Genomic DNA, 20,415 nt, shown 5'->3' on the forward strand with positions numbered 1-20,415 from the left:
TCTTCTTGCTGAGCTAATTCATAGGTCATGGCCACTGAATTCATAGAAGGTCTGATTATTGGATGATCCACAGGATTTTCAACAAGTTCACCAAATATATATACTTTTAAATTCAACTTTCTTAAACTTTCTATATATTCCTCCCTAGTCATTAATGCCATTTAATACATCTCCTTTTAAAATATATTTATAATACCCATCCTAATATGGGAAGTCCCTACTGCCTTCTCATATTAAAACTTATCAGCAAATCTGCTTTCCCATTCCTTTATAAGTCCATCTCTAAAATCCGGATGAGCTATTTTAATCAAGGCCCTTCCTCTATCTTTTAGAGTCTTTCCCTTAAGATTTGCTACTCCATATTCAGTAACTACATAGTGTACATCATTTCTTGAAGTAGTCACTGCTGCACCATCATCTATTATGGACACTATTCTTGAAACTGTTCCCTTTGCCGCTGTAGAAGGCATTGCTATAATAGACTTTCCATCCTTTGCCATAGAGGCACCACGAACAAAATCTACCTGCCCTCCTACCCCACTAAATTGTTTCTTTCCTACTGAGTCCGAAACCACTTGTCCCATTAGATCTACTTGAATACATGAATTAATGGATACCATTTTATAGTTTTGCATAATTACACAAGGATCGTTTACATAATCTACAGGATGCATTTCTATATTTGGATTATTGTTTACAAAATCATATAATCTTTCTGTACCCATTAAAAATGTAACTACCATTTTATCCTTATGCAAGGTTTTCATTTTATTTGTAATTACTCCTGCTTCATACAGTTCTACTACACCATCAGATATCATTTCTGAATGGATACCAAGATCCTTTTTATCCTTTAAGAAAAGCAATACTGCATCTGGTATTGCTCCAATACCTAATTGCAAAGTTGAGCCATCTTCAATTAAGGATGCACAATGTCTTCCTATTAAACGTTCAACATCTGATATCTTTGGTGGATTCAAAATTGGTAATGGACTATTAGCCTCTACAATATAATCTAAATCCTTTATATTAACAAAAGAATCTCCTAAAGTCCTTGGCATTTCTTCATTTATCTGAGCAATTGTTATCTTAGCACATTCTACCGCTGATTTTGTATAATCCACAGATGTACCTAGACTACAGTTTCCATTTCCATCTGGACCACTAACAGTAACTAATACAACATCTATAGGTAACCTTCCTTCTCTAAATAGTTTTGGTACCTCATAGAAAAAACAAGGAGTATAATCTGCTCTACCAGAATTAATTGCCTCTCTAGTAGATCCACCTGCAAATAAAGCATTATGTCGGAAATGTTTTTCCATACCTTCTTTTATATATTCACTTTTTCCCATTGGAACCATATGAACTATTTCCACATTCTCATATTGGTCTTTATTTACTACCATGGCTTCAATTAGTAAAGAAGGTTCTCCTACAGCATGACCTATAACTACTCTATTACCAGATTTTATATGTCTTACTGCTTCTTCTTTCGATACTAATCTTTTATTATATTCCAATCTCCAATCCATATAATCACTCCTAATACAATCTAGCAAAAATACCTTTTATTTCGTTTCTTGATAATTCTATATAGTTATTTGCTAATAATCGTTGTTGTTTCTCAAGTACCGATACTGTAAATTCTTCAATCTCTTCTTCTTTCATGCCATATTCCCTAAGTGCTTTCTTAGGCAATAAGTTATTTAGTATTCTTTCAAGTTCATCATATACATTTTCAACTGTAGTCCCGATTAAATCTGCTAACATCTTATTTACATCTTTGATTTTTCCATTTGGATTCAATCTATTGTACGTCTTAAATACTTCTACAAAGAATTGATAATTAACTTCCCCATGAGGCACATGATAAATTCCTCCTACTGGATAGGACAAAGCATGAACTGCTCCTACTCCAGTGTTTGCAAATGCTATCCCTGCATAGTTACTTGCAATTAGGAAATCTTCTATTATTTCCACTCTATATTCTTCGCCCTTTTCAATAATTTCTAGATAGCCCTTTAAAATGATTTCAATTGCTTTTATACTAAATAGCTCAGTATAACAATTAGATTTTGGTGATACCAATGACTCTATGGCGTGTATCAATGCATCTATGGAACTTGTCACAAAAAATTTATACGGTAATGTTTTTACCATTTCAGGTATCATTATTGCATAATCTGCATATAGCTCATCTACTGCTAACCCCATCTTTGTACCTTTAGATTTTATTTCAGCTATAGAAATATTAGTAGCTTCACTTCCAGTTCCGCAAGTTGTAGGAATTATAATTAGTTCCTTATCCTTTATTAAAGGTATAGTCTTTTCAAATAATTCCAGTGTATTTTTGATATTTTTAATTACAAATAGTTTTGCAATATCAATTACAGAACCTCCACCTATTGCAATTACTCTATTGAATTCTATATCTTTAATATCAGTAAATATTTTATCTATCATTTCATCTGACGGTTCCCCTAAACCATATTTTTCTTGATATACAATATGGCATGGTAAGTTTAAATGACCAAAATAAGGCTGATAAATATACTCATTAGTCAACACTAGGTCTTTTTCAGTTATTGGAAACGCCTCTACAAATTCAGTACATGTATTAAATTTATATATTTCAGGTTTTACAACTAATTGTCTCATTTAATCCACTCCCTTTTTATTATTTAAACCCAAATTTCTTCATCTGTAGGTGCAGTTATTCCTGTTTTTACAAAGGCTACTCTTGATATATTAATTAGATGTTTGTAGTTTAAGTTTTCTGATATACTATTATTTCCCCAAGTTCCACAACCTAAGGTAGTGGTTGGCGATAAACTATTAAATAAGGAACCACCTGCTGTTGTAGATGATGGAGCATTTACCACTAATCTTGAAACAGTAAGATTTACCCCAGCATATCTTATATGCTCTTGATTATTTGAGTGGATTGCAGTTGTATGTCCTTTTCCTTCTAACTCAAGATTTGTTTGAGCTATTGCTACTGCTTCTTCAAATGTATTATATGGCAATACTATCATTACAGGACACATCTTTTCTTTACAAAGCAAATCTTCTTTTCCAATACCATTTGGTTTTAACAATATTACTTTAGTTTCCTCTGGCACTTCAACGCCTGCTAAATTTGCAATAAATTGTACTGATTGCCCTACTATATCCCCATTTATCACTACATTTTTAAATAAAACATCTCTAAATTTGCTCACTGTTGCTTCATCTCCAACATAGAATGCTCCATTTACTTCCATTGCTTTTACGACCTCTTCATATTTATCTTGAGGCACTATAATAGATTGCTCTCCTGAACAAATAATTCCATTATCAAATATTCTTCCCGCTATTACTTTTTGAGTAGCTTCTATGAAATCTATATCTCTATCTATGATTACTTGAACATTACCAGCCCCTACTCCAAAGGATGGTTTTCCACTTAAATATGCTGATTTAACCATAGCCATTCCACCTGTAGCTAATACAACATCAGATTTTTGCATTAATTCATTTGTTAATTCAATCGATGGTTCTTCAATTATTTGAATTAAATTATCAGGTGCACCTAGCTTTTTAATTTCCACATTCATTAACGCTACTGCATGAGTACTTGATTTTTTTGATCTTGGGTGAGGAGCTACAATTATTGCATTTCCACCTTTCAATGCAAACATTGCATTACACATAGGTGTAACAATTGGATTTGTAGTAGGAGTAACAGCACAAACCACTCCTATAGGTTTAGCTATAGAAATCAATCCATTTTCATAGTCTTCATCTATTATGCCTACGGATTTTTTACCTTTCAAGCTATTCCAAATGGTCTTAGCTTTACCCCTATTTTTGGCAACCTTATCTTCATATACTCCCATTCTTGTTTCTTCTACTGCTTCCTTTGCTAAACTCTCAGCATTATCATAAATTACCTTGCCCATTGCTTTTACAATATTATCTACTTGTTCTTGAGTAAATTTTTCAAATACCTTCTGAGATTCTCTAGCTTTTTCCACCATCATATCCACAGTTGTCTTATTCACTAACCCATCCCTCTTTTCTTATTTATTCTTGGTTATTTAATGTTGCAAGAAATATGCCATCTTTACAAAGTTTATGACATTTTTCCTTCACCACTATCTATCTCGTTAAATAATTAACTATTCTACGTAAAAAAATCCCCAGTCAAAAATGTTGCATTATTGCATCATTTTCGCTAGGAATTTTTGATATTTTTTTAACTATATTGGCTAAAATAAGAACTTTCCTTTTCTTTATTTTATTGATGTATTTTCGCAACTAGTTGCATTTTTACAACAACTATTTATACTTCTGTCTCTTTCGTACAAAAGTAGCCGGATCTATTTCTAGTACCTTTGCCGCATCACGCACATTACCGTATGTATTGAAAGCAATTTCTAGTAAATGTTTTTCAACTTTATTTAAGGCTTGTTTTAATGGTACTATCTCATTTTCATTGATCACATTCTGTGCCTTATCCCACGCTAATATGGACTTAGGAAGATCAGATTTGCTAATTATATCTTTCTCTGACATTACCATTATTCTCTCAATAATATTTCTAAGTTCTCTTACATTACCTTTCCATTCATAAGAATATAGTATCTTTAGTGCTTCACTGGATATAGTTTTTTTAAATCCATATTTCTTATTTAACTTATTTAAAAAAGAATGTATAAGAGGTATGATGTCATCTCGTCTATCTCTCAGAGGTGGTATTGTAATTGGTACTATATTTAATCTATAATACAAGTCCTCTCTAAATAACTTTTCTCTTACCATTTCCTCAAGATTTCTATTAGTTGCTGCCAGAATTCTTACATCTACTGTTATTTCTTCTATTCCACCAACCCTAGTAAACTGTCCATCTTGAAGTACTCTTAGGAGTTTTACCTGCATATCAAGTGGTAATTCCCCTATTTCATCTAAGAATATTGTACCTCCATCAGCTACTTCAAACAAACCTATTTTTCCTTCTTTATTTGCTCCTGTAAATGCTCCCCTTTCATATCCAAATAATTCTGCTTCTATTAATGTTTTAGGTATTGAACCACAATTAACCTTTATAAATTGTTTGGCTTCTCTATTGCTATTTTTATATATTAACTTTGCTATTTCTTCTTTTCCTACGCCAGTTTCTCCTGTTATCAACACTGTTGTATCAATAGGGGCTACCCTGATTGCCATTTGAATGATATCTAACATCTTCTTATCCATGGCAATCAAGTCATTATTTTTTAGCAATTCTATTTTCATAGCTTCCAGTTCTACTGAATATTTCTTTGTCAGGTTTTCTTTTTCATCCAATTTTTCTTTTAATTCATAAAGTTCAGTAATATCCCTTACATTTGTAACTACCATAGTAATATCTCCATTATTGTTAAATACAGGCGTAGCGGTAACTAATGCTTTCTTACCAGTTTTAAAATTTTGCTCAATGGTATTTACCTTCCTATCTTTTAATACTAATAATGTCGCAGATTGAGATATATAGCCTTCTTTTACTAAATCCCTCATATTGCGTCCTATTAGCTCATCTATTTTTATCCCAGCAATTCTTTCATATGCTTTATTTACCATTATTGTATTTGCTTCTCCATCTGTAATATAAATTCCATCGTAGGATGAATCTAATATATCGTTTATTCTTAAATGTAAATCTTTTTCAAAAAACAATACCTATCACCCCTCTCTGCATTAATTATACTATATTTTAACACAAATACGAACTACCTTTAAGAAAGGAAAGTCCGTAAAAAATAAATTGCTCAGAAATATCCTAAGCAATTTATTTTTATAGCATATAGAAAAGCCCTCATTTAATTTTGATTCCTTTAAAAAATCCAGACCTAATTTGGTTCCAGAAAAAGCTACCTTACAATGCTTCGATAGAAGCTTTTTTAATTCCCTTGTTTAATCTTACTAATATTTTTTATTATTATAGATATAGTTCCATCAGGGTTATTTACAAATTCAATTATATTCCTATCTCTATAAATATCAACTGGTATATCCAGTTGAATACCATTATCCATCTTGATTTTGTGTACAGTTAATTTCTTTTCTGGTTTTTTCCCTTCTAAATCTACAACTTTATTGACCCCTGCCTCTTCAACTCTTTCCATATATTCTTTTTTTATATCAGGACTATTTTTAAATATTGCATTTGCAACATTTTCTACTTCGATACTGCCACTATCAAGATTATCATAAATAGCTTCTTTAATTTCAGATACCTTATTAAAATCATCATCATAATATTGCTTAGTAATATCCTTAGCTACTTCTCTAATTACTTTAATACTTTCTTTAATGGAAAGATCTGTATCACAACCTAGAAACATCTTAGAAAAATATAATATCTTTTCTCCCTCAATATCATATTCTCTCTCAAATATCTTTAAAGATAAATCTTCCAAATTAATTAATACTGCTTCAATATTTTTCTGTGTTTCTGATGGAAACATTACTTTATTTATTACTATTTTATTTGATGTGCCAGAATCTCCGTAATCAACATAATGAGTATATCCTTCCTTATAATTAAACTTTATAATAATGAGATAGTTATGTGTTTCAATATTTAAAGAAGCCATTAACAAGTCACCACTAGGTATTTCAATATACCTTAGCATAAGTTCGTATAATTTCTCTGCAATAGATATACTGGTATCAATGAAATTTTCATTTATATTTTTAATTAAGTCTTTAATCTGTGAGTTTTCAATAAATTTTCCTGACTTAACAGCTTGATCATTAAATATTCTTTCAATATGTTTTCCAATAAACTCCTGTACCTTTTCATCCTCTAACTGTAAATTTTCCTGAGAATAAACTGGCAGTGCAGCAGCAGAATCAAGTATATGAAGTATAGCATTGTTTATTTTGATTTCCAATTTTATTCACTCCTTGTAATTATTCAATATCTATCTTATCATTTATTTTTCATAATTAAAATTATAAATTAGTACAGTATATACACTAATAAATTGGGGACATACTTTGGCAATAGGTGTTCTTGCCAAGATATGTCCCCAATTTATTAGTTTTTCATAATTATTTTCCTAGTAATTCTTTTATCTTAATAGCTATCTCCAAATTTAATCTATGATTTGGATCTTCTAAATCCATACCAGTTATTTCAACAATTCGTCCAATTCTATACAAAACCGTATTATAATGAGTAAATAGTTGTTCAGATATTCTAGTCAAGTTTCCATTATTTTTAAAATATACATCCAATGTTTTAACTAATTCCGTAGATTTTTTATCATCATAATCAACTAGTGGCTTTAATGTAGAATTATAGAAATCCTCTAACTCATCTACTAAGCTATCTTGTGATAGAATTTTAAATATTCCCAGTTCTTCAAAAGTAACTATCTCTTTAGCTGTAATAACCTTTCCTATTCTAACCGTTCTAACAGCATCTTGAAAACTCTTATCTACACTATCTAACCCCTTATAAGTCCTTCCTACTCCTATTCTCACATCTAAATCATCACATTTTGTAGATATGCATTCAATAATTTTCTGATTAAAATCCTTGATTCTATCTGAAACTTGTTTTTCTTCTTGAAAACTTAATAAAATTTGAACTCCATTACCCTTAGTAGATACTATTCCATTTAAATTTAAATACTGCATCAATTCCTCTATCATATTAACGATTGGATTTATAAAATCTTGTATGTAATCAATTAATGTATCCGTTTCATTCAATTGAGTTTTATGTTTTAAGCTCATTACTTCTATGGCATAGTAATTTTCAATTTGCAAATTAAAAAACCTAGCCCTATCTAATGCCTTTTTCTTTCTTTTTAAATCTATGGAAATTAAATCCTCAAAGAACTCTGACCTATATCTAATTTCAACTTCTTTAATAGATAATTCTTGCAGTATTGACAAAGCTATAGTAGTTGATGCTGACTCAATTATAGCTAAATCAAATCCCCCCAAAGGCATGTCTGTACTCCAAGCAAATAGATGTCCATATACATGATCCCTCAATACTATAGGCATAATCATTCTTTTAATATATTTTCCATTGATAAGAACCTTATCCTCAATTAGCTTCTTCAATCTATTCTTTGTATTATTCGGCTCATAAAATTCTTTTACCTCCTTCATCAATTGAGAAGTATAAGATTCATTCATACCATTAATACATTCAATAATTTCATTTGAAAAGTTAAGATGAAGAATTACTGGGTTTTTAATATTCTCTTGCACTATAGTAGTTAAGTCTTTTAACCCATCACCTTCTAGCATTGCACCCATTAGTCTTTCGTGAAGCTTTTCTATTCTTTCCAATAAGGATGCCTGTTTATTAAATATTTCCTTAAAGGCTGACATCATTATATCAGATAATGGAATGGAGGAATGTATATCTATTATAGGAAAACTTAAATCATTGGCTAAATCTAAAACTTCTGGAGAAAGTGCATCAAGATATGGCGATATCTTGATGCCAATACCAGCTAGTTTTTTTGATGCACATTCTTTTATTAACTCTATCTGATCATCTACATTGTCTTGTTTAAATGAATAAGCAGTAGTTAGCAAAAACTCTCCTTCCGTTGTCCACTCCAATATATCAGGATCTGCCATTATATTTATTCTAGATATGGTATTTCTAGCACCTCTAAATCCTGCTATCAAATTACAAGATGCCATTGCTTCAAGTTTTAACATATCTTCTATACTAATACCATTTTGCCTAGCCATAGACAACATCTCCTTTTTAAGGTTCTTCTATCTTTACCCCTTGAACATATCTCTCCATTATATGCCTATCATCACCTATATAAATAAACTTTTGGAGTCTTTCTTCTATTGTTAATTCATCAATATCTGATAAAGTACTATCATCTATTATTAGAGCATCAAAATCATAACCTTTTTCAAAGCTTCCAACCTTACCAAAGAAACTACCTCCACCTTTGGTTCCAAGGAAAAACCCTTCACTAAATGTAAGAGGCGCTAACTCTTCACCTGTATTTAACCAAGTCATTTTAGAAGCCTGAATAGTTCCTGCTATAATACTGGGTATACTTAGACTATTTCCACCTGAGATATCAGATGCCAATCCAACTGATACTCCTTTATTTAAAAACTTTCTAACAGGCATTATTCCACTTGATAAATTATAATTTGAATAAGGACAATGTGCAGCATAAACTCCATTTTGAGCCATTAACTCAATTTCTTCATCCGTATTATATATACAATGAGCCATTATAGTCTTGGTTTGACCAAATAAATTGAAATCATTATAAACTGAAGCGTAGTTTTTAGAATCTGGAAAAAGTTCTTTAACCCAAATAACTTCTGATCTATTTTCACTTAAATGAGATTGAACAGGGATTTTATAATCCACTGCTAAATTCCCTAAGCTTTCCAGCAATTCTTCGGAGCAGGTTGGTGCAAATCTAGGTGTAATAATTGGTTTCACTAAAGATGATTTATTCATATATTCTTTTAATATCTCTTCTGTATCTACAATTGAGGTTCTTGTATTCTCTATAAGATATTCTGCAGTATTTCTATCCATATTTACTTTTCCTATATATGCTCCTAGACCAGATTCTATAAACATATCCAATAAAAGCTTTGTACTTCCCTTATGAATACTTGAAAAAACCACTGCTCTAGTGGTACCAACTCTCCACAGTTCATTTATAAGTCTAGAATATACTTTCTTAGAATAATCTAAGTCATCATATTTCCCCTCTTCAGGAAATGTATAGGTTTCAAGCCATGGAATAAGTTCCTTATCTAATCCTAATCCCCTATTAGGATATTGAGGAGCATGAAGATGTAAATCAACAAATCCCGGTATTATTATCTTATCAGAAAAATCTTTCAATGGATAGTCTTTGTAAGAATCCTCTAAAGTTTTACAAATATCCACTACTTTCCCCTTTTCTATTATTATGTATGAGTTCTCATGAGTTTCAAATTTTTCTTTCGTAGGAGTAAAAGCTATATTACCCTTTAATACCATTCTACTCATAATCTATCACCTCTTATATTATTAGCTATGACTTTTGATACTTGTCAGCATAATTTTTCATATCCATTATAATATTATCTAGATAACAATCCTATGTATATATTATACAAATTAGTTTTATAAGCATAACCAATTTTTTTCAGCTATATAATCTATATACCCACATAAAAAATCCTTCTTAATAAAATCTTTTATCTTTTTACTAAGAAGGACTAAGTAGACCCTAATATACCTTTTCCAGAAGAGCTATCTCCTTATATTGATAAATTGCTTCCATAACTTCTTCCATTGCCTTATCTATAATCTTATCCTTATGATATACAATACTAAAATTTCTTTCCCATTTAAATTCTGGATTATTGATTAAATGCATCATTCCATTTCTTATTTCTTCTTCCACTAGGCGAATAGAAAGAACTCCCAAACATTGATGTTCCATTATTGCATTTTTCATAGCCCCTGGGCAATTGGTTTCCCAACGAGTTTTTATAGTAATACCATTATCCATTAAATATTCCTCAAACAATCTCCTTGTTCCGCTTCCTCTTTCCCTCATAACAAAATCCATATCTTGTAAATCCCATGGATTAATCTCTTGTTTTTTGCAAAAAATATGCTCATTACTACAAACAAGAACTAAGTAATCATCTACTGCAGGAATACAAATTAAATTAGGATTAGTAATTTTTCCTTCTACCAAAGCAATGTCCAATTCCGATTTTAATAACCTTTCTTCTATGGTACTTGTATTATTTACATAGGCATAGGGATCAATATTAGGACTATTTTCCTTAATTCTAAGTATTATATCAGAAAGAAGACAGTTTCCTATAGTTATAGTAGCACCAATATATATTTTAGTAATTCCATTTATGGAAAACATCTTTTCTTCCAAATCATCATATTGTTTTACTACTTTTCTGGCATATGAAAGTAATCTTTCTCCTTCTGGAGTTATATGTAATCTTTTGCATAATCGTTCAAACAGAAGGACACCATAATGCTCCTCAAGCTCTCTAATAGTCTGGCTTACAGTAGGTTGAGAAATAAAAAGTTTTTCTGCTGCAACACTCATCTTTCCGTTATCAGCAACTTCAATAAATATTCTTAAATGTCTTATTGTCATAGCCATTCACCCTTTATTTATTATAAATTTAAAACATCTATAGGTTTTACCTATGATTATGATTAGATAATATCACTTTATTAATAGTTAAACAAGTGATATTATTATACTATAACGATCGTTAAAAATACTACAAAGGAGTGAGGGTATGAAAGTCCTTATCATAGGTGGTGTAGCTGCTGGAACTAAGGTAGCTGCAAAATTAAAACGTGAGAATCGGAACATAGCGGTTACAATATTAACTGAAAGCAAGGATATCTCTTATGCAGGTTGTGGCCTACCTTATTATGTAGGTAATGTAATTCCTGATAGAGATGAACTAATTGTCAATACTCCAGAAAGCTTTATGGCATTGACAGGAGCAAATGTACTTACAGAAACTAAAGTAACCAAAGTAAATCCTAAGGAAAATACAGTGGAAGCTTTAGACTTAAAAACAAATAGGACTAATACATATGAATATGATAAATTAGTCATTGCTTCTGGTGCTCAACCAATAAAACCTCCTCTAGAAGGTGTAGATTTAGATGGTGTATTCTTTATGAGAACTCCAGATGATGCCATTTCATTAAGAGATGCTATTGAAGCAGGGAAAATCAAACGTGCTGTAGTAGTTGGGGGAGGATTTATAGGACTTGAAGTAGCAGAAAATCTAGCACTTCAGGGAATTAATTCTACTGTAATAGATATGGCAGACATGGTACCACCAGGGTTCGAGCCTGAATTTACCGAATATATTGCGGATCATTTAGCTGAACATGGGATTATGATCTTCACTGGTACAAAATTAGAAGCAATTATAGGTGAAGATAAGGTTGAAAAAATTAAAACTGATAAACGCACTATGAAGGCAGACGCTGTTATTCTCTCCATAGGTATTCGTGCTAATACAGGATTTTTAGCTGATACTGATATTGAATTAATGCCAAATAGAACTATAAAAGTAAATAGCAATTTCCAAACCAATTATGAAAATATTTATGCAGTTGGGGACTGTGCTACTGTAACCAATAAAATAACCAGTAAACCCGCTTGGTCTCCAATGGGTTCTACTGCTAATATTGCCGGTCGTATTTTAGCTAAAAATATTAACGGTGAATCCTTTAATTATGGTGGAGTTCTTGGAACTGCAGTTGCTAAATTGCCTAATCTTAATATTGGTAGAACTGGACTTACAGAAAATGCTGCTAAAGATGTTGGTTATGATGTAATTAGTGTTGTAACTGTTGTAGATGATAAGGCTCACTACTATCCAGATGCTTCATTTTTCATAGTTAAAATGTTAGCTGATAGAAATACTAAAAAACTATTAGGTTTACAGGTTTTAGGAAAAGGTGCTGTAGATAAGATGGTAGATATTGCTGTAACTGCAATTACTTTGGGAGCTACTTTAGAGGATATTGAAAATATGGATTTAGCATATGCTCCTCCATTTTCAACTGCAATTCATCCTTTTGCACATACTGTAAATGTCCTATTAAATAAGATAAATGGTAATTTTAATACTATTACTCCTTATGAATTTGCAAATGATAAGGCAGAAGAATATAAGATAATTGATGCATCTATTGTTCCATCTTTAAAGGGTATTCCTTATATTGATCTTTCCAAAGTAGAAGGAGAATTACCAGAGTATAAAAAAGACGAAAAATTATTGCTAGTTTGTTCCAAGGGAAAAAGAGCCTATATGTTGCAAAATCGTTTAAAATATTTTGGCTATACTAACACTTTAGTCCTTGAAGGCGGCACAATATTAAATAAAATATAATATAAATTTTAGGGGGTAAATGAATATGGCGAGTTTAACAATTAGTCCAGAAAATCAGAAAAAAGTAAAAGCATTAGGTTTCCTTGCTAATAAAGGCACAGATAATTTTTCCGGTAGAATAATTACTGTAAATGGAAAAATCACCGCTGCACAAAATAAATGTATTTCAGAAGCTGCAGAACTTTTTGGAAATGGCACTGTAACTTTTACATCAAGATTAACAATAGAATGTCCTGGAATTCCTTATGATAAAATTGAAGACTTTAGATCTTATCTTGCAAAAGAAGGTCTACAAACAGGTGGTACTGGTTCTAAAGTACGTCCAGTAGTTTCTTGTAAAGGTACAACTTGTCAATATGGTTTAATTGATACTTTTGATTTATCTGAAAAAATTCATGAAAAATTCTTCAATGGTTATTCTAATGTAAAGTTACCACATAAATTTAAAATCGGTGTAGGAGGATGTCCAAATAACTGTATGAAGCCTAGCCTAAATGATTTAGGAATCGTAGGACAAAAAATACCTAATTACGACAGTGAATTATGCAACGGTTGTAGAGTATGTGGAGTAGAAAATATTTGTGCAGTTCATGCTGCTAAGGTTACTGACGGAATCTTAACAATTGATGAAGAAATATGTAATAACTGCGGACGTTGTGTTGGTGCCTGTCATTTTGATGCTATCCCAGACGGACAAGTAGGATATAAGGTATATATAGGGGGCAGATGGGGTAAGCTTGTTAACCATGGAATTCCTTTAAATAAAATATTTACTTCTGAAGAAGAAGTTATGGATATAATTGAAAAAACTATACTTTTCTTTAGAGAACAAGGTGAAACTGGAGAGCGTTTATCTCAAACCATAGAAAGAATTGGTTTTGAAAATGTTGAATCTCAACTATTATCTAAGGATCTTTTAGAAAGAAAAGAAGAAATAATAAATGCTGATCTTCATTTAGTTGGTGGAGCTACTTGCTAATTAATCACAAAATTATCCAAAGGGTAGATTTTATGTCTATCCTTTGGATAATAATTATTTTTTAATTTTTTTCGTCTTTTTTTTAACATTGTTTGATATTATTTTTTCATTATCTTATAAGGGGGAAGAAATATGAATAGTAAAAAACTCTTTGGTATTGTTCTTTGTATTGGGATTGCTGTTTTAGCCACTTTTATAGGTGGAATGCAAAATATAGTTGGTGCTCCAATGATTGGTTTGTTCATAGGTATGCTTATACTAAATATTATGCCTTCTATAGATAAAGAAATTAAATCTGGGGCATATTATGCTGGAAAGAAGTTTTTAAAATGGGGAATTGTATTAGCTGGTGCAACTCTTAATTTTAAACAGGTATTGGGTTATGGTGCTAAGGCATTACCCCTACTTCTTTTCAATATTTGCTTATCATTTACTGTAGCTTATTTTGTGGGTAAAAAATTGGAACTATCAACTAATACTTGTACATTAGTTGGTGGTGGCAGTTGTATTTGTGGGGGGACTGCAATTGCAACTTTAGCTTCAATTATTAAGGCTAAGGAAACTGAAATTGCGTATGCTATGACTGCTATATTTTTATTTGATATCTTAGCTGCTTTACTTTATCCTTATTTAGCTGGATTCATGGGATTGACTCCTAACCAATTTGGATTTTTAGCAGGTGCAGCTATAAATGATACTTCCAGTGTTGCTGCAGCTGAGGCTACTTACAATGTTTTAAATAATCTTGATTCAAGTTTAGCTATTACTATTAAACTTGCAAGAACCAGTCTACTAATTCTTGTTTCTATAGTTGCTACAATTGTAACTGTAAAAAATGAATCTAAAGCAAACAAAGATAGTGGAGAACAAATGTCTATAGGTCAAACTGTTATGAAGGTTTTCCCATGGTTTATAGTTGTTTTCTTAGGTATGGCTATATTAAATACTTTAGGAGTATTTAGCATTATTCCAGGAGCTTCAAAATTCTTTAAAACTGGTTATAAATTCTTAATAACAACGGCCTTAGCTGGTGTTGGATTTAAAATTCATTTTAAGGACCTTTTCACAAAAGGAACTAAGCCTATTATCCTTGGTGGCTGTACTTGGGCCGCAGTTGCTATATCATCCTTACTATTTATTACAATCTTTTCTAATTATATAGGCTAATCTTAAAAGACCTAGGAATATATCCTAGGTCTTATTTTAATTTATTTAATTGCTTTTAAGGCCTCATAGTTCGCCTTTATAGTATATTCTAAATCCTCATTCGTATGTGCAGTAGATAAAAACATACATTCAAATTGAGCTGGCGGAAGCATTATTCCTCTATTTAGCATTTCCTTAAAATATTTGGCATAAAGATTGGTATCGCATCTTTGTACATCATCATAATTATTAAATGGTCCTTCTCCAAAGAATAGAGTAAGCATATTTTTAAACCTAACTATTGTAGCATTTAAACCTGTTTTTTTAATATTCTCAGCAATGCCTTTTTCCAACTTTATAGCCATTTCTTCCATATTCTCATATATATTTTTATCCCTTTGCAATAGCTTTAAATTCTTATATCCCATATGCATAGCTAGTGGGTTTCCTGAAAGGGTTCCTGCTTGATATACTCCACCAAGGGGAGATACCATTTCCATTATCTCTTTTTTCCCGCCATATGCTCCTACTGGAAATCCGCCTCCTATAATCTTACCAAAACAAGCCATATCTGGCTCTATTTTATATACTTCACTAGCTCCACCATATGCAATTCTAAAACCAGTAATTACTTCGTCAAATATAAGTACAGAGTTATATTTCTTTGTTATTTCTCTAAGTCCCTTTAAGAATTCTATTTTAGCTGGCACCAAGCCCATATTTCCAGCTACTGGCTCTACAATTACAGCTGCTATATCTTTTCCATACTTCTCAAATGTTTCCTCTAAATCCTCTAAATCATTATACTTACATACTATGGTATTCTTTACAATTTCTTCTGGTACCCCTAAACTTGTAGGAACTCCATAGGTTATAGTTCCAGAACCAGATTTTACAAGAAGAGAATCATTATGTCCATGATAGCACCCTTCAAATTTTACTATTTTATTCCTATTGGTATATCCTCTAGCCACTCTTATGGCACTCATAGTAGCTTCAGTACCTGAATTAACCATTCTTACCATATCTATAGCTGGATAAGACTCTACCATTAACTTTGCCATATCTACTTCAATCTTTGTAGGTAATCCAAAGCTTAGTCCATCTTTTATTATATCTTCTATTCCTTCCATAAGTTCTTCATTTGAATGACCTAAGATAGCTGGTCCCCATGAGCCTATATAGTCTATATAGGTATTGCCATCTTCATCCTCTATTTTACTTTTGTAACCCTTCTTAATAAAAACTGGTGCTGTATTTACAGATTTAAAAGCTCTAACAGGGCTATTTACTCCCCCTGGAATATACTTTATTCCCTTTTCATATATCTTTTTAGATTTTTCAAAATTCAACTTTCCAACCCCCTTATTTTTATTTAAAAGATTTTGCCACATCCTTAGCAAAATATGAAATAATAATATCTGCTCCTGCTCTTTTTATTGAAGTTAGTACTTCCATTATTATTTCTTCTCCCACAAGTCCATTTTCTATTGCATTTTTTATCATGGAATATTCTCCACTTACATTATAGGCTGCAATTGGCATATTAAAATTATCCTTAACCCTTCTTATTATATCAAGATAGGAAAGGGCAGGTTTTACCATCACAATATCTGCTCCTTCTTCTATATCGTACATTACCTCTCTTATGGCTTCATTAGAATTCGCAGGATCCATTTGGTAGGACTTCCTATCTCCCCATTGAGGAGCAGAATCTGCCGCTTCTCTAAAAGGGCCATAGAAGGCTGATGCATATTTAGCACTATATGCCATTATTGGAGTCATTTCAAATCCATTTTCATCTAACATTTTTCTTATATATCCAACTCTCCCATCCATCATATCTGATGGTGCTACCATATCTGCTCCTGCCTCCACATGACTAAGGGCTATTTTACCTAAATATGGCAAAGTTTTATCGTTATCTACATATCCAGTATTCAATACAATCCCACAATGTCCATGGGATGTATACTCACACATACATACATCTGTTACTATATAAATTTCAGGGAACTTCTTTTTAATCTCTCTTATTGCTCTTTGGATAATACCATGACTTGAATAGGCTTCAGAACCTATATTATCTTTATCATTTGGTATGCCAAATAATATTATAGATTTTATACCTAAATCTATGATTTCTTTTATTTCATCTAAAACCTTATCTATGGAAAAATGATAAACTCCCTTCATAGAGGAAATTTCTCTTTTTATATTTTCCCCTTCTACAATAAATAATGGATATATAAAATCATCTACTGATAATTTAGTCTCCCTAACCATATCTCTAATGGAGGAATTTCTTCTTAATCTTCTAGTTCTATTCATTTATCTTTTCTCCTTCATAAGTAATTCTAATATTCCATCTACTGTATAGGTTTCAGCTTGTTCATATACAGTAAATCCTCTCTCCTCTATGGTCTTAGTAGTAATTGGTCCTATGGATATTATTTTACCTTTATCCAAAACCCATCTATTATCTGCTAGTATTTCAATAAAATTCGTAAATGTTGATGAAGATGTAAACAATAAATAATATGAGTCTAATTCATTTATGGAATTTATTATTTCTTCTTTACTTTCCTCACTTTTTATAGTATCGTAGATTTTTATTTCATGTACTAAGGAAATTTTAGATAGTTCCTCTACTAATTCCCTTCTGCCAATTTTTGCCCTTGTAATTAGTATCTTATCATCTTTAGTCAATACCTTTTTCAATTTATCAACTAAACTTTCTCCTACAAATTCTTCTGGAATAAAATCCACATTTATACCATATTTTCTAATGGCATTTGCCGTTTTATCCCCTACAGCCGCAATCTTTATTCCAGCCATATCTCTGATATCTTCCCCAATATCAAAAAATCTCTTAAAGAAAATATCAACTCCCCTAACACTGGTGAATACCATATATGAATATCTTTTAATATTTCTGATTGCTTCATTTAATTCCTCATTAGGGATTATTTCCTCTATCTTTATAGTAGGGAATGATATAACATTTCCACCTAATTCTTCTATTCTTCTTATTGTATCTATTGCATGGCTCTTTTCTCTAGTAACTACTATATTTCTTCCTAATAATGGCTTTCTTTCATAGAAATTTAATTTCTTTCTTAAATTTACCACATCTCCTATTACTATTAAACTTGGAGGTTTTATATTTTCTTCTATTGCTTTTTCATATATATTAGAAAGATTACCTTCTACTACCTGCTGCATAGGAGTAGTTCCCCAGTTTACAATGGCTACAGGAGTTTCCCTATCTTTACCATGTTTTAATAATTTTTCCGTTATTTCCTTTAAATTTGAAACACCCATTAAGAAAACCAAGGTTCCTTTTAAAGCTCCTAGGGACTTCCAGTCTAATTCATCATTTTCATCCTTTAGATGTCCAGTAATTACATGAAAAGATGTAGCTATTCCTCTATGAGTAATAGGAATTCCTGCATAGGCAAGACCGGCAATAGCCGAGGTAACACCTGGCACTACCTCAAAATCTATTCCTCTGTCATAAAGGTACTCTGCCTCTTCCCCACCTCGCCCGAAAACATAAGGATCTCCGCCTTTAAGCCTTGCAACTACATATCCTTTATTAGCTTCTTGGAATATTATTTCATTTATCTCATTCTGGGTTTTTGTATGATTACTAGAAGCTTTTCCCACATAAATTAGTTTGCATCTTTCTTTAAGTCCTTCTAATAATTTAGGACTGGCTAGTCTATCATATACTACTACATCTGCTTTCTTTAAATACATTGAGCCCTTCAATGTTATCAAGCCTGCATCTCCTGGACCTGCCCCTATTAAATATACCTTTCCTTTCATTGCCTATTCATCTCCTTAACCATATCTTTGGCTAATCTATATCCCATTTCTTCTATGGAATCTAAGTTTCCTTCCATAGCTCTTCTTATTAAAACTTCTCCGTCTACTGTCCCTAAAAGTCCCTCTAGATATATCTTGTCGCCTATAATATCACAGTATGCTCCTACTGGTATATGGCAGCTTCCGCCTACCCCCTTTAAAAACGCCCTTTCAACGGTTTTTTGGACTTCTGTTTTTCTATGGGAAATACATTTCAAAATATTATCAATTCTATTATCATTTTCTCTAACTTCAATTGCTAATATCCCTTGTGTAGGTGATGGTAATACTATATCCTTATCTAGATAGACTACTCTTTCTCCTAAATCTAACCCTAATCTATTAATTCCCGCGGCAGCTAATATCACTCCATCTAGATTTTCTTCTTCTATTTTCCTTATTCTTGTTTCTATATTTCCCCTTATTCCCACTACTTCCAAATCTGGTCTATATTGTAGTATTTGGTACTTCCTTCTTTTACTGCCTGTCCCTATTTTTCCCCCAAAGGGTATATCTTTTATACTGTTTGTCCCTTCTCTTAAAATTAATACATCCCTATAATCTTCTCTCTTCGGTGAAAAAGATAACTTTAATCCCTCTGGAAGTTCCCCTGGCATATCCTTCATACTATGTACAGCCATATCTATAGTCCCATCTAATAATTCCTTTTCTATTTCCTTGGTAAATATCTCCTTACCACCTATTTTATCAATAGGAAGATCCTTTACTATATCTCCTTTTGTTTTTATTATCCTCAGCTCACATTCAATGTCTGGATAAGCATTTTCTATACTATCTATAACCATATTTGTTTGTGTCAAGGCTAATTTACTTCCTCTAGTACCCACTATTATTTTCATATCATCAATTCTCCTTATGTAATCTAATCCTTAAGCTTTATTAAAAATTCTTTTAGCTCATCTATGTTTAAGTTTAGAGCATGATCCATTATTTCTTTTTTTTCTTCCCTATACTTATCTAAAATTAAATATCTTATTTCTTCTAGAGTATCTAAATATTCTTTATTGAATTTCTTGTAACTGTCTTCCATATCCATTCTTATTTTCTTACTCAAATACGGAAAACTTCCCATTGTAGAAATAGAAATGGTTATAGCATCATTATTTATAATGGAAGGAGTTATAAAATCAGAATCCTCTTTGCTATCAACAATATTTACCAATATATCCAAACTCTTACAGTCTTCTGAAATCTGTTTATTTACTTTCCTAGAAGACGTTGCACCTATTACTAAAAATGCACCTTCAATATATTTTTTATTATATTCATCATATATAAAATCTAATTTTTCTTTATATCTTTCTTTTAGCTCCTGAAACTTTTGGATATTATTAGGACTTAAAATCATTACATTACCTCCAAATTCCAAAAGTTTTTTTGTTTTTCTATGAGCTACTTCCCCACCACCAACAACTATAATACATTTGTTACTAATATCTATCATTATTGGATAAAACATAGTCCAC

17 protein-coding genes are annotated in these 20,415 nt (G+C 31.5%); 3 read left to right on the plus strand and 14 right to left on the minus strand.

Going from position 1 to position 20,415, the window contains the following annotated elements:
- The 9 genes from RT714_RS12410 to RT714_RS12450 all read right to left on the minus strand — a co-directional run.
- A partial coding sequence (locus RT714_RS12410) for a 4-hydroxyphenylacetate 3-hydroxylase N-terminal domain-containing protein (protein ID WP_313758130.1) occupies positions 1 to 161 on the minus strand: 161 nt, incomplete at its 3' end.
- Between the two features lie 72 nt (positions 162 to 233).
- The gene (locus RT714_RS12415) at positions 234 to 1,535 is read right to left on the minus strand and encodes an acetyl-CoA hydrolase/transferase C-terminal domain-containing protein (RefSeq protein ID WP_313758011.1); all 1,302 of its coding nucleotides are present in this window, start codon (positions 1,533 to 1,535) and stop codon (positions 234 to 236) included.
- A gap of 10 nt (positions 1,536 to 1,545) precedes the next feature.
- Positions 1,546 to 2,661, minus strand: a complete 1,116-nt coding sequence (locus RT714_RS12420) for a 4-hydroxybutyrate dehydrogenase (RefSeq protein ID WP_313758013.1) — start codon at positions 2,659 to 2,661, stop codon at positions 1,546 to 1,548.
- Between the two features lie 23 nt (positions 2,662 to 2,684).
- Positions 2,685 to 4,046 (minus strand): aldehyde dehydrogenase family protein, encoded by a 1,362-nt coding sequence (locus tag RT714_RS12425; protein ID WP_313758014.1) that lies wholly within the window; start codon positions 4,044 to 4,046, stop codon positions 2,685 to 2,687.
- 277 nt (positions 4,047 to 4,323) lie between these two features.
- The gene (locus tag RT714_RS12430; protein WP_313758016.1) at positions 4,324 to 5,700 is read right to left on the minus strand and encodes a sigma 54-interacting transcriptional regulator; all 1,377 of its coding nucleotides are present in this window, start codon (positions 5,698 to 5,700) and stop codon (positions 4,324 to 4,326) included.
- Between the two features lie 224 nt (positions 5,701 to 5,924).
- Positions 5,925 to 6,920 (minus strand): nucleoid-associated protein, encoded by a 996-nt coding sequence (locus RT714_RS12435; RefSeq protein WP_313758018.1) that lies wholly within the window; start codon positions 6,918 to 6,920, stop codon positions 5,925 to 5,927.
- 160 nt (positions 6,921 to 7,080) lie between these two features.
- The gene (locus RT714_RS12440; protein ID WP_313758019.1) at positions 7,081 to 8,751 is read right to left on the minus strand and encodes a PucR family transcriptional regulator ligand-binding domain-containing protein; all 1,671 of its coding nucleotides are present in this window, start codon (positions 8,749 to 8,751) and stop codon (positions 7,081 to 7,083) included.
- Positions 8,752 to 8,767: 16 nt separating this feature from the next.
- Complete coding sequence (gene guaD, locus RT714_RS12445) at positions 8,768 to 10,039, minus strand: guanine deaminase (RefSeq protein WP_313758021.1); 1,272 nt, start codon at positions 10,037 to 10,039, stop codon at positions 8,768 to 8,770.
- A gap of 223 nt (positions 10,040 to 10,262) precedes the next feature.
- Complete coding sequence (locus tag RT714_RS12450) at positions 10,263 to 11,165, minus strand: LysR family transcriptional regulator (protein WP_313758022.1); 903 nt, start codon at positions 11,163 to 11,165, stop codon at positions 10,263 to 10,265.
- Positions 11,166 to 11,313: 148 nt separating this feature from the next.
- Between RT714_RS12450 and RT714_RS12455 the strand changes: the two genes are divergently transcribed.
- The 3 genes from RT714_RS12455 to RT714_RS12465 all read left to right on the plus strand — a co-directional run bounded on the left by RT714_RS12455 (position 11,314) and on the right by RT714_RS12465 (position 15,079).
- Entirely contained in the window at positions 11,314 to 12,933 is a 1,620-nt protein-coding gene (locus RT714_RS12455) for an FAD-dependent oxidoreductase (protein WP_313758024.1), read from the plus strand.
- Between the two features lie 25 nt (positions 12,934 to 12,958).
- Positions 12,959 to 13,912 (plus strand): 4Fe-4S binding protein, encoded by a 954-nt coding sequence (locus RT714_RS12460; RefSeq protein ID WP_313758026.1) that lies wholly within the window; start codon positions 12,959 to 12,961, stop codon positions 13,910 to 13,912.
- Positions 13,913 to 14,044: 132 nt separating this feature from the next.
- A complete protein-coding gene (locus RT714_RS12465) occupies positions 14,045 to 15,079 on the plus strand; it encodes a putative sulfate exporter family transporter (protein WP_313758028.1) in 1,035 nt (344 codons plus the stop codon).
- 41 nt (positions 15,080 to 15,120) lie between these two features.
- On the opposite strand, the gene hemL is transcribed toward RT714_RS12465, so the two are convergent.
- The 5 genes from hemL to RT714_RS12490 are packed head-to-tail and all read right to left on the minus strand — an operon-like array spanning position 15,121 to position 20,408.
- Entirely contained in the window at positions 15,121 to 16,410 is a 1,290-nt protein-coding gene (gene hemL, locus RT714_RS12470; protein WP_313758030.1) for a glutamate-1-semialdehyde 2,1-aminomutase, read from the minus strand.
- A gap of 19 nt (positions 16,411 to 16,429) precedes the next feature.
- A complete protein-coding gene (gene hemB, locus RT714_RS12475) occupies positions 16,430 to 17,389 on the minus strand; it encodes a porphobilinogen synthase (protein WP_313758032.1) in 960 nt (319 codons plus the stop codon).
- On the minus strand, positions 17,390 to 18,889 hold the full coding sequence (gene cobA / locus RT714_RS12480; RefSeq protein WP_313758033.1) for a uroporphyrinogen-III C-methyltransferase: 1,500 nt from the start codon (positions 18,887 to 18,889) through the stop codon (positions 17,390 to 17,392). It abuts the gene before it with no gap.
- The gene (gene hemC, locus RT714_RS12485; RefSeq protein WP_313758035.1) at positions 18,886 to 19,788 is read right to left on the minus strand and encodes a hydroxymethylbilane synthase; all 903 of its coding nucleotides are present in this window, start codon (positions 19,786 to 19,788) and stop codon (positions 18,886 to 18,888) included. The genes cobA and hemC overlap by 4 nt, the downstream gene beginning before the upstream one ends.
- 23 nt (positions 19,789 to 19,811) lie before the next feature.
- Positions 19,812 to 20,408, minus strand: a complete 597-nt coding sequence (locus RT714_RS12490; RefSeq protein WP_313758036.1) for a bifunctional precorrin-2 dehydrogenase/sirohydrochlorin ferrochelatase — start codon at positions 20,406 to 20,408, stop codon at positions 19,812 to 19,814.
- Positions 20,409 to 20,415: the final 7 nt, after the last annotated feature.

The organism is Tissierella sp., assembly GCF_032104385.1.
Taxonomy (GTDB): domain Bacteria; phylum Bacillota; class Clostridia; order Tissierellales; family Tissierellaceae; genus Tissierella.